This is a genomic window from Acinetobacter sp. YH01009, from assembly GCF_013420765.1.
GTDB lineage: Bacteria > Pseudomonadota > Gammaproteobacteria > Pseudomonadales > Moraxellaceae > Acinetobacter > Acinetobacter amyesii.
Genome location: NZ_VOYE01000020.1, coordinates 44,209 through 55,771, shown reverse-complemented (window position 1 = coordinate 55,771; position 11,563 = coordinate 44,209). Strand labels below are relative to the sequence as shown.

7 protein-coding genes, 1 rRNA gene and 2 pseudogenes are annotated in these 11,563 nt (G+C 39.6%); 4 read left to right on the top strand and 6 right to left on the bottom strand.

Translation table 11 applies throughout. The annotated features are described in order from the left end of the window. Positions 1–113: ribosomal RNA gene (locus FTT76_RS15750) — 16S ribosomal RNA — on the bottom strand; the annotation flags it as partial. A 457-nt stretch (positions 114–570) separates the two neighbouring features. Between FTT76_RS15750 and FTT76_RS15745 the strand changes: the two are divergent. Continuing rightward, positions 571–808, top strand: a pseudogene (locus FTT76_RS15745) (IS4 family transposase); the annotation flags it as partial. Between the two features lie 111 nt (positions 809–919). Here FTT76_RS15745 and FTT76_RS15740 read toward each other — a convergent pair. Further along, positions 920–2,539 (bottom strand): oleate hydratase, encoded by a 1,620-nt coding sequence (locus FTT76_RS15740; RefSeq protein ID WP_004883953.1) that lies wholly within the window; start codon positions 2,537–2,539, stop codon positions 920–922. A 383-nt stretch (positions 2,540–2,922) separates the two neighbouring features. Here FTT76_RS15740 and FTT76_RS15735 point away from each other — a divergent pair. Continuing rightward, a pseudogene (locus tag FTT76_RS15735) lies at positions 2,923–4,018 on the top strand (IS4-like element ISAba33 family transposase). A gap of 244 nt (positions 4,019–4,262) precedes the next feature. On the opposite strand, the gene FTT76_RS15730 reads toward FTT76_RS15735, so the two are convergent. Then, entirely contained in the window at positions 4,263–4,535 is a 273-nt protein-coding gene (locus FTT76_RS15730) for a hypothetical protein (RefSeq protein ID WP_180190628.1), read from the bottom strand. Positions 4,536–4,760: 225 nt separating this feature from the next. Between FTT76_RS15730 and FTT76_RS15725 the strand changes: the two genes are divergently transcribed. Continuing rightward, the gene (locus FTT76_RS15725) at positions 4,761–5,402 is read left to right on the top strand and encodes a YitT family protein (protein ID WP_180190627.1); all 642 of its coding nucleotides are present in this window, start codon (positions 4,761–4,763) and stop codon (positions 5,400–5,402) included. Positions 5,403–5,899: 497 nt separating this feature from the next. On the opposite strand, the gene tyrS is transcribed toward FTT76_RS15725, so the two are convergent. Then, positions 5,900–7,132, bottom strand: coding sequence for a tyrosine--tRNA ligase (gene tyrS / locus FTT76_RS15720; RefSeq protein ID WP_171262600.1), 1,233 nt, complete (start codon positions 7,130–7,132; stop codon positions 5,900–5,902). A gap of 63 nt (positions 7,133–7,195) precedes the next feature. Between tyrS and FTT76_RS15715 the strand changes: the two genes are divergently transcribed. Next, positions 7,196–8,323 carry an anhydro-N-acetylmuramic acid kinase gene (locus FTT76_RS15715; protein ID WP_168379846.1) on the top strand — a complete coding sequence of 376 codons (1,128 nt, stop codon included), beginning with the start codon at positions 7,196–7,198 and terminating at the stop codon, positions 8,321–8,323. A 98-nt stretch (positions 8,324–8,421) separates the two neighbouring features. Here FTT76_RS15715 and FTT76_RS15710 read toward each other — a convergent pair whose 3' ends face one another. Together FTT76_RS15710 and FTT76_RS15705 are read right to left on the bottom strand one after the other, a co-directional pair. Beyond that, positions 8,422–9,708 carry a lytic murein transglycosylase gene (locus FTT76_RS15710; protein ID WP_180190626.1) on the bottom strand — a complete coding sequence of 429 codons (1,287 nt, stop codon included), beginning with the start codon at positions 9,706–9,708 and terminating at the stop codon, positions 8,422–8,424. Positions 9,709–10,440: 732 nt separating this feature from the next. Beyond that, positions 10,441–11,562: a 5-(carboxyamino)imidazole ribonucleotide synthase gene (locus FTT76_RS15705; RefSeq protein ID WP_180190625.1), complete on the bottom strand. Its 1,122-nt coding sequence runs from the start codon at positions 11,560–11,562 to the stop codon at positions 10,441–10,443. Position 11,563 lies beyond the last annotated feature (1 nt).

Sequence of the window (11,563 nt, the reverse complement as noted above, 5' to 3'; positions counted from 1 at the left end):
ACTCACCCGTCCGCCGCTAGAAATCGGTAGCAAGCTACCTATTCCCGCTCGACTTGCATGTGTTAAGCCTGCCGCCAGCGTTCAATCTGAGCCATGATCAAACTCTTCAGTTTAAAATCAATAGTACATATAGTGTACCAATCTTGGCTCATCAATTACTGACAAAAATTTGCTCAAATAAACTTCGAGTAATTTCTACCATCAATCAATGAAAATAATTTCGATCGATCAATCAGTAAAAATCCACACAAGTTGTTCTTCATAATCTCTTAATGATCTTTCTAACATCTCGTCAATGCTAGAAGCTGGACTTCGATAAACTCAACAACTCAACGCTTCGCGTTTTGTTCGTTTCCGTCTATCTCGTCGGTATGGGGTGCATTCTAGAGCATTTCAGAATCATTGCAACCCCCAATTCACTATATTTTTCACGTATGTATTTTTTATAAGCGTTTTTGCTAAAAAAATTGCACTTTTACCTATTTTTTAAGCATTTTTTCTTTGTACACGACAAAAAAAGATAACTCATTGAAATAATGGCATAGTACTTGTTTTCTGAAGACGAATATGATGACACATTTCAATGAGTTACATCTCATCTTAAACAAATATCTAAAGTGGAACAAGTCACATGCAAAATGTTTTACACTGATTATGTTTGCATTAATTGTAAAAACAGACATGTAATCTTTCTTCTGCATCTAAAGCCTTACCCATCAAGTGCTTACCACAATCATTTTATCGACGTATACAACGCTTCTTTGCAGATCAGTATTTCGATTGTTACCCATACATAACATCCCTATTATGATGAATAACGTGTGGCATCCCTGCCACACTCGTGTATCCAAACGTTGCTTAAATTAAACTATGTAATAGTGGCGACATAAAGGTGCTCTTATCGCTATATATTAAAAACTTAGTGGAACACTGTTTCTAAAGCTTTTAAACCCACTTTGGGATCAAGTAGACCGTTGTAAATTTCAGGGATTTCACGTTCCACCCCAAAAAATTCATAAATGGCAAGCATCGCCCCACGAACTGAATATTCCACAGTAAAGACCACGTCATCTTCAATTTCCACAAACTGTCCAAGGAAAGCAAAGTTTTGTGAGCCTTGTGGAATTACCTGTGGACGGTCCCCCGGTTTACGGCAGGCGAATAGGGCAGAGGCGTATGGCATCATGGCGGTAGTAACATCAGTCGTTGCCAAAACATGATCTAAAATGTCGTCAAAACCGAGCTGTTTAATCAGTTCTGTTAGGATTTCTTGCCCCGTGGCTTCGGACATTGGTTTTTTGATGTAATCGCCTATATGGTCAATTTGGAAACCGTAGCCCCATAAGGTATATAAACCTTCAGGTAAGTCGGCAAAGTGTGGCTGTGCAGGAACCACGATGGATAAATGCCAACCCGACTCATACCAAGTCATGAGTGCGCCTGTGCCTGGTTCGTTGCCTGTATAGTCAATAATACGTTTAAGTAGCACGTCATCTTTCATGGTCAGAGTGAAAGACTCCCACTTATGTTCATCGACATTGCCATAAAAAGTCATTGGACGGCCAAAGTCTGGGGCTTTTTGTGCCAGCGTTTCCCAAAGCGTCCAGCCATGATCTTCTCGATGACGAATAAGGGCAGGCACGTCATGATTACCGCCATAACGTGAGTCTGCTGTAATAGAGCCTAAAGTGAAAATAGCTAAATCATTGGCTTTCAGATTAATTTGCTCTGAGCCTTCAGGCAATTGTACATATAGACGTGAAGCGTAGCGTTCTTGAGTTTCAGCATTGGTAATGAAGTCTGCATCTGTGACATAGTGTCCAAAACGCACATCGACGCCTTGTGCGACTAACCAACGCTGTAGGGGCAGAATCATCGAGTCATATTGGTTGTACTTGGTACGTTTCACACCCGCTAAGGTATGAATGCGTGGCAATTCTTGAATAAAACGCAAGAAATAGCGTCTTAACTCTGCTGCACTGTGCCATTTTTGAAAAGCGAAAGTCGTGCGCCACATGCGCCAGAAATTGGTTTCAAAAAAGGTTTCATCAAAAAACTCATCAATGCGGCGACTGCCAATTTTTTCTTCTTTTGAAGCTAATAGGCGCAGCATCTGTGCACGATGTAGCGTATTCAGACCAAGCTTTGCTGCATCCGCAATGACATGTTCGGCATCAATCAACCGTGCATTGGCGTGGGTTTTCACTTTTTCATTAAACTCACGACATTCTTCACGCACCGAAATGTCTGGATTTTCCAAAGATGGAATACTGGAAAATAAGTCCCATAGGCACAAATAAGTTTCATCGGTCAGCATTCGCCCACCACGTGTTACCCAAGCTTGCGCGGCATGCGGTGTATGTCCACCATCCATCGAACCACCTGAAATATCGAGTTCTTCTAAAATATGGATATTTTTGGCAGGGACTTTGGCATCACGGATTGCAAATGCAGCAGCAGCCATACCTGCGATACCACCACCAATAATCCAAAGATGGGACTGTTGCGCGTCTAATGGGGTGCGCTTCTTATTTTGCATGGTTCACCTTTAATTATGATGTTAAAAATTATGAAGTAAAAAAATTGGTTTAGAAAAACCTTAAAAATAGTATGTCTTTTTATATATGAAAAATGTATGAAATGGGAAGCAATCCCCTCATTATATTTTGTAATCAAAAATAGACGTATGATGGCTATTTTTAATACACATTTGTCTTTTTATTAAAATTGAATATAATCTAAATAATTGATGTTAATGTTTATTGTTGAGTAATTGCTCTATTGTTGTTTTCACTATGCCGTATGCTAAATTTCTTTAAAAATAGGCTTTTTATTTATCATTAAAAAATATCTTTGTACACGACAAAAAAAGATAACTCATTGAAATAATGGCATAATACTTGTTTTCTGACGACGAATATGATGACACATTTCAATGAGTTACATCTCATCTTAAACAAATATCTAAAGTGGAACAAGTCACATGCAAAATGTTTTACACTGATTATGTTTGCATTAATTGTAAAAACAGACATGTAATCTTTCTTCTGCATCTAAAGCCTTACCCATCAAGTGCTTACCACAATCATTTTATCGACGTATACAACGCTTCTTTGCAGATCAGTATTTCGATTATCGTCAAATTTCTCAGTTAATTTTCAATATATTTTCATTCGATAAAGTCCAATTAACTTTGGATAGAACTAATTGGAAATGGGGAAAACGAGATATTAATATCTTGATGTTAGCCATCGTCTATCGTGGAATAGCGATACCTATTGTTTGGACATTGCTCAATAAACGTGGAAATTCAGATACAAAAGAGCGTATTGCTTTGATTCAACGCTTTATCTCCATTTTTGGTAAAGATCGTATTGTGAATGTTTTTGCAGACAGAGAATTTATCGGTGAGAAATGGTTTACATGGTTAATTGAAAATGACATTAACTTCTGTATACGTGTTAAAAAAACTTTATTGTGACCAATCACTTAGCCAAGAATCATAAAATTAGTGATTTATTTCGTCATCTTCAAGTTGGTCAAACTGAATGTCGTAAACGACGTATTTGGGTTGGTCGAGTGAAACTGTATATTAGTGCGCTACGATTAGAAGATGGAGAACTTTTACTTGTTGTTTCTCCTATGTTTAATGCTTCTGCTATTCGTGATTATGCATTGCGCTGGGAAATCGAAACGTTATTTAGTTGTCTCAAAGGACGTGGATTCAATCTTGAAAATACTCGTTTAACAGACCCACCCTAGACGAGTCAAGAAATTGATAGCAGTGCTAGCTATCGGTTTCTGTTGGTGCTATTTAACAGGTGAATGGCAACATGATCGGAAAAAAGCGATAAAAATAAAGAAGCATGGACGACTTTCAGTAAGTTTATTTCGCTACGGTTTGGACTATGTTCAAATGGCTATTCTACGTTTGATTGGTTTTGGAAAAAAAGAAGAATTTAAGAAAGTGCTAGCAATTTTAAGAAAGAAAAAGCCTGATAGGACAAGGATCCTATGAAATTTGTCGTGTACAGAGGCATTTTTTATAAATTTTTAGCAAATAGTCGATATTTAATTAAGTAAATTTCTTATATCTAGCAAATCTTTTTCAGCGCTTTTAAATCTAATAAAAGTAGCTTTGATTATTTATTGATCATTAGTCTACTTTTCTTCCTCAAAGCACATCATTTTTTTCTGTCATCACACCTATTCAAGCTTTATAGACATTTTTTTGCGTGCATTTTTATATTTCCAAGCATTTTTTAACGTTCAAATGCTAAATGTTGCATGACTTCCAAGATGACTTGTTGCTTTCCACGGAAATCCTCGGCAGAAAATAGCAGCTTGGCACGTCGAGGGAGTTGTTCTCGTACCAATGCAAATAGTTGGTACTGTGCTGCGATATCCAAATCATGTAATTGTTGCTGCGCCTCACAAAATAATGCTCGCTTATACTGTGTGGTTTGGTGATCAAATAAATATCTCAAGATTCGATCAATCTGTTCATCATGATTATCGGTATTGTAATACACCATGTTGTTGCTCTTTTTTGATTTTTGACCATTGTTCCATAAGGCCTGTTTTTGCAAAAATCATTTTAATTACATGCTTAGTCATTTTTGCTGATAAAAATACAGCCTATTTTATTTGAATAATCACTATTAACGATCACAGTCATAAAAAGCCACTATTTTTGGGCTTTAGACGCATAGAGCGCAGGCTGCGTTTTACGTACACTCTTTTTATTTTTTAGGTGCAGGATGCCAACACAGTTTTTTCCACGCTTATTCTTACTATTAAGCGGATTAGGATTATTGGCTTTTGGTGTCGTACTCTCTATACATTCAAATTTAGGGACATCCCCTATTTCCTCGGTGCCCTACAGCTTTAGCTATATCTTTCCACTCACCGTCGGCACATTAACAGTATTAATGCATATCGTCATGATCCTGCTGCAAATGCTGATCTTAAAATCACGCTTTCAATGGATACAGTGGCTGCAATTACCCGTGGGAATTTTGTTTGGTGCATTTATTGACGGTTTAATGTGGCTGACCCAAGGCTGGAGCATAGAAAGTTACCCACTTCAACTCCTAGCTTGCTTGGCAAGTTGCCTGATTACTGCTTTAGGTGTGAGCTTAGTGGTCAAAGCCAGTCTAGTCCTCTTGGCCGCAGAAGGTCTCTATCAAGCCATTGCTGTTCGTTATCGCCTTGATTTTGGCAACTGTAAAACCTATGGCGACATCCTCTTGGTCAGTATTGCGGTTATCAGTAGTTGGCTGATCTTACATCAAGTCATCGGAGTCCGTGAAGGCACCATTATTACCGCACTTTTAGTGGGAACATTAGTTAAGCGGATCTTACCTAAATTAAGCTTCATTCAATTTGGCCCTAAGCCCTAAAATAAAACTCAATGAACATCTATCTGAGTAAAGACATTTTAAAGCTCGATTGAATCGGGCTTTTTTTTCTGGCGCGATTAAAGTCTTTAATACAGAAATAAATGTGATTTTTGAAAGGAATAACTCAATTCTACAAATAAAAAAGGGAAAGATCTCTCCCAAAATCTTTCCCTTAGAATTGAATCTTTAGTCGATCCATCGTGTAGTTATTATAGTTATTTGTTAACTCACTAAAAAAAAGAGTCCCTTGGGGAAGAGACTTATAAAAAGTGGAGTTATCGTTATGTACCCTCTAGATGGTATATATATCTCTCTAGATGAATAAATCTTATACATAAAATTCAAGAAATGCAACACATTTGGCAAAATTTAAGTGTTGTTTTTATAAGGTTTTTTTTGAATTTGCTTATTTATATTATTAATATATTAATTGGTAAAAAAAAGCAGGCCGAAGCCTGCTTTTAATTCAATAACTTAACTAAAAATTCAAGAATTTATTAGTCGGTAAAAGTTACTTTTGCGATCGCTTTTTTGCTCGCTTGGATGATCAAAGTTTTGTTTTCTGACACAGCATAACCTGCATCAACCACTTCCCAATCCACTTTCACCGCGCCACGACCAATTGCATCTTTTGCTTGAGCAGCATTTTTAGTCAAACCCGCTTCACGCAAAATAGAAGTAATGAAAATCTCACCACCAAATGCGCCACGAGAAATAGTCACTTCTGGTGTACCTTCTGGAAGTTCACCTTCAGTAATCAAGTTGCCTGCACCTTTGTGCGCATTTGCCGCAGCTTCTGCGCCATGGAAACGCTCAACCAATTCAAGTGCAAGAATTTTCTTCACTTCTTGTGGGTTACGACCTTCAGCCACTTCTTTGAGCAACTGTTGAATTTCTTCAATCGATTTAAAGCTCAACAAGTCAAAGTAACGTTCGATCAAATCATCTGGCATTGAAAGCACTTTTTGGTACATCGCACCCGGTGCATCAAATACAGCAATATAGTTACCCAAAGATTTAGACATTTTATTTACGCCGTCTAAACCTTCAAGAATTGGCACAGTAATGCACACTTGAGATTCTTGGTCATAACGGCTTTGTAATGTACGACCCATCAGCAAGTTAAAGGTTTGGTCTGTACCACCTAACTCTACATCCGCTTCTAGTGCAACTGAGTCATAACCTTGTACCAATGGATATAAAAATTCGTGAATCGCAATCGGTTGATGGCTGTTATAACGTTTAGTGAAGTCATCACGTTCCAACATACGTGCCACAGTTTGCTGTGAAGCTAACTGAATCAAGTCAGCAGCAGTTTTTTGACCAAACCACTCTGAGTTAAACACAACTTTAGTTTTCGCTGGATCAAGAATCTTAAATACTTGTTCTTGATAAGTTTTAGCATTTTCTAAAACTTTTTCACGAGACAACGGCGGACGCGTAGCGCTCTTACCCGTTGGGTCACCGATCATGGCTGTATAGTCACCAATCAGGAAGTAAACTTCATGACCTAAATCTTGGAAAACTTTTAATTTATTAATCAGAACCGTATGACCTAAATGTAAATCAGGTGCAGTCGGGTCAAAACCCGCTTTAATTTTTAATGGGCGATTCTGCTTTAATTTCTTAAGAAGATCTTCTTCAGAAATAATCTCATGTGTGCCTCGTTGGATGAGGGCAAGTTGTTCTTCAGCCGGCAGGAAATTTGACATCACAAAATCCAAATAGATCAGTTATACAATTTGTGCGATATACTAACACTTTTTCAGCACATTGCAGGCTTAAGAATCATCATGACAGCGATCTACATTGGGGTAATGACCGGCACAAGCATGGATGGTGTCGATATTGTTGCTGCTTCTTTTGATCCTTTAGAGATTCATGCGACACTCACACTTCCCTTTGACCTAGACCTTCGTGATGAACTGATGGCCCTCACCTTGCCTGATGATAACGAAATTGATCGTATGGGTAAGGCAGACGTTGCTTTAGCTCAAATGATCGGTCATGGCATTAATGAATTGATCGAGAAGAATCAGCTAGATCGTAGTCAAATCAAGGCGATTGGCTCACATGGACAAACCATCCGCCACCGTCCTGAACATGGTTTTACCCTGCAAATTGGCGACCCCAATATTATTACCGAACTCACTAAAATCCCTGTGATTTCAGACTTTCGCCGCCGCGATATGGCTGCGGGTGGTCAAGGCGCACCTTTAGTTCCTGCGTTCCATCAAGCGCTTTTCCAACATGACACCATTCACCGTGTGATTTTAAATTTGGGTGGCATTGCCAATGTCAGCATGTTACCTGCGGGTAAACCTGAAGATGTCTATGGCTTTGATACAGGCCCTGCCAACATTTTAATGGATGCTTGGTGCGAACGTTATACTGGTCAGCCGTATGATGAAAATGGCAACTGGGCGGCTTATGGTCAGCCTATTCGCAGCCTGCTCGACCGCTTACAAGCGCATGAGTTTTTCTCTAAGGAACCGCCAAAAAGTACAGGTCGTGAAGACTTCAATCTAGAATGGTTAGATGAACAGATTCTCGATTGGCGTGGAGATCTCGAATATGACGAACTCGAAGATACGCCAGAAAACATTCAAGCAACCTTAATGAAACTCACCACACGTGCCATTAAAAAAGCCATTTACCGTTCTGATATGGATACCGGTGAAGTCTATGTCTGTGGTGGTGGTGCATATAATTCACACCTTTTAGAACAACTGCGCTGGCGTCTACGTAAACATGAATGGACGGTGCAAAGTACCGCAGATTTAGGCTTAAGCCCAACATGGGTGGAAGCGACGGCCTTTGCTTGGTTGGCGATGCGCTTTGTCAATCAGCTTAGTGCAAATTTACCAAGTGTGACGGGTGCTGCTGGCTATCGTATCTTAGGTACAATCACTGCGGTTTAAGAGTCAAAAACATATAAAAAAGGTCTGCAATTGCAGACCTTTTTTATATAGACAAGCTTTTATATAGATTAACTACTATATAAAAGCATAGCTAAAACTTAATTCATCATTGCCTTGGCATGTTCATTACGGAAAGCCTGTAAAATCTGCTGTCCCGCCCGACCTGTTGGGCTTAAACCCAGTCGATTTTGCTCTTGTCGAATGGCTTGACGGGTTTTATCTCCAATTAATCCATCCACTTTACCAATGTCATAGCCACGGTTAAGTAAAAATTGTTGAATCTCACGTCGTTCCGCACGTGAAGTCCCAGAATCATCGGTTGGCCATGTCGTACTAAAGCCGCCCTTGCCTTGCAAGCGATCGGATAAATGCGCAATCGCTAATGCATAACTCTCTGCCGCATTGTAGCTATAGATTGCATCGAAATTTTTAAACACCAAGAATACAGGCCCACTTGCCCCAGCCGGTGCCATTAATCCAGCTTGGCTCGATCCAGAAAGGTTACCTTGTATTAAAGACGTACCGTCCGCACGCTGTAAACCACGATTCATCCAGCTGTCTAATGACTTTTTATTACGGCGACTTTCTCTACTGATCGACATGCCATCCGGAATTTTGACTTCAAAGCCCCACGGCTGACCAGTTTGCCAACCACGCTTTTTCAGGAAGTTGGCTGTAGATGCCAAAGCATCCGTGGTGCTCGATACCAAATCACGGCGGCCATCACCATCAAAATCCACGGCCAGTTCTTCATAGGTACTCGGCATAAATTGGGTATGACCAAATGCACCTGCCCACGAACCTTTCAATTGAGATTCATTTAAATCACCACGCTGCAAAATCCGCATGGCTGCAAAAAACTCGCCACGGAAATAGCTTTGACGGCGTCCTTCACAACTTAAAGTGCCCAATGACTGTAATAAAGGATAGCTACCCGCAATATCACCAAAATTACTCTCCACACCCCAAACCGCGACCACGGTTTCAGCAGGCACACCATAAGCCGCTGCGACACGGTTTAATACATCACGATGCTGCGCCAATTTCTGCTGACCCAGTTGTACACGCTCTTCATCTACCAGACCGGACAGATAGTCCCAAATCGGAGTTGAAAACTCAGGCTGATAGTTGAGCTTTTCAATCACAGAATAATCAGGTGTTAAATTTTGTGTATAGCGATCATAAGTGGATGCACTCACACCAGCATTCATTGCTTGCGAGCGCAAATTGGCTAAACAACCTTGAAAGTTATTTTGTGGTGAAATGCTGCTTGTTGTAGGCATGCTCGACGCATTGACAGACTGACCATTAATAATCAACTCGGCATTTGCCTGAGTTATTGCCAATAAAGCAGTCCCGAAAACAAATCCTAAGTGATGCTTCATACCCTTGATCTTTTTTGAATTTAAATTGTTGCTTTAACAATAGCAGCTCAAAACAAAAGTTAAAGGTTCAAAACGTAAATTTAAATTCATATTTTCTACTTATTTAAATTCATTTTTAAAATTTGAATTCAAAAGCAGTTACCCACAACCCAACTTTAAATTCACTACAAACCAAACACTGGTTTAAATTTAAATTCAAAACTTTTAAATTTAAAAATAAATTAGGCGCATAAAAAATTATCCACAAATGCAAAATGGGGTAAAAATTCATTTTTATTATTAATAATCAAAATATTATAGGTTTTAAAATACACTCCCTATAGATCCAATAAGTCTGAGCAACTTTTAAATTCAAATTTTTAAATTTAAACACAGAGAAATGAATTCATTTTTTCAAATTTGAATTCATAAACTTTGAATTCATTTTTTTCGTATAGGATTTTTTTGAATTCAAATTCATAGTTTGAATTTAAAAACACAATTTGAATTCAAAACGCATTGGTTATTTTTGATTTTGATTCAAACAAATCGCAGACTATTGATACACAAAAAAAACCATACGAAGATTAGCGCAGAATATTTATAAACGAATGAACACTTTGTGATCAAAGGTTTCTTATCGTTTCACCGATAAGCGGTGTGATTTTGCAAAGAGGCGCAATGATGCCCGAACTATAGCGATAAAAAAAGCGGCCATGTGCATGACCGCTTTTTTATCATTCAAACTATGGTTTAAATGGTCATATCTTCGCTAAGTGCCAGTGGATTCGGCAAAATTTTCGCCAAAGCACGACATAAAGCTGTTAATTCTGCAGTATCGTTCGGCATTAATGTGATGTGACCGATTTTGCGACCTTCACGCTCTGTTTTGTTATACAGATGCAAATGTGCGCCATTCAGTGCCAATACATCTTCAGATTTCGGATGTTGGCCAATGATGTTTACCATGACCGTTGGACGAACAACTTCAGTCGAACCCAAAGGCAAACCTGCTACAGCACGAATGTGGTTTTCAAACTGTGAACACACTGCACCTTCAATCGACCAATGCCCCGAGTTATGCACACGTGGCGCCATTTCATTGGCATATAAGCCTTTATCGGTCACAAACAGTTCTAGCGTCAAAACACCGACATAATTCAAATGATTGAGCAGGCGAGTAATGTAGTCTTGCGCAACTGCTTGTAAGTCTGCGCTGTTTGGCGCAGGCACAATCGAATGCGACAAAATGCCGTTGTGGTGGTGGTTTTCCGCCAATGGCCATGTTTTCACATCACCGTCTTGACCACGCACCGCAATGATTGAGACTTCACGTGAGAAGGTTACAAAGCTTTCCGCAATCAATTCACCAGCAGGGCCCAGTTCAGCCCATGCTTGATCCATTTGATCAGCGCTACGTAGCACAAATTGACCTTTACCGTCATAACCGCCACGCGATGTTTTCAGTACGATGGGTAAACCCAGTTCAGCAACAGCGGCTTCTAAACTCTCTAAAGACGTCACGGCCTTATAGGGTGCAACTGGAATAGCCAACTCATCAAACAAGGCTTTTTCAGACAAACGATGCTGTGCAATCGCTAAAGCTTGGCGCGGTGGGTGCAATGCTTTGTTTTTGGTCAATACATCAACATCTGCTAACGGAGTATTTTCAAACTCTAAGCTGAAAACATCTGCGCTCTGAATGAAATCTTGCAAGCCATTTTCAGCTTGGGTCGAAATCACTGGACCTAGGGCTGCAGAAGGACAGTCGGTACTCGCTTCAAAGAAGGTGCATTGAATGTTTAAAGGCAATGCCGCTTGCGCCATCATGCGACCAAGCTGGCCACCACCAAAAATACCAATGGTTTTATCCATG

Coding starts and splice junctions, on each gene's coding strand:
- FTT76_RS15740 (WP_004883953.1), bottom strand. CDS start 2,539: ATGCAAAATAAGAAGCGCACCCCATTAGACGCGCAACAGTCCCATCTT.
- FTT76_RS15730 (WP_180190628.1), bottom strand. CDS start 4,535: ATGGTGTATTACAATACCGATAATCATGATGAACAGATTGATCGAATC.
- FTT76_RS15725 (WP_180190627.1), top strand. CDS start 4,761: ATGCCAACACAGTTTTTTCCACGCTTATTCTTACTATTAAGCGGATTA.
- FTT76_RS15715 (WP_168379846.1), top strand. CDS start 7,196: ATGACAGCGATCTACATTGGGGTAATGACCGGCACAAGCATGGATGGT.
- FTT76_RS15710 (WP_180190626.1), bottom strand. CDS start 9,708: ATGAAGCATCACTTAGGATTTGTTTTCGGGACTGCTTTATTGGCAATA.
- FTT76_RS15705 (WP_180190625.1), bottom strand. CDS start 11,562: ATGGATAAAACCATTGGTATTTTTGGTGGTGGCCAGCTTGGTCGCATG.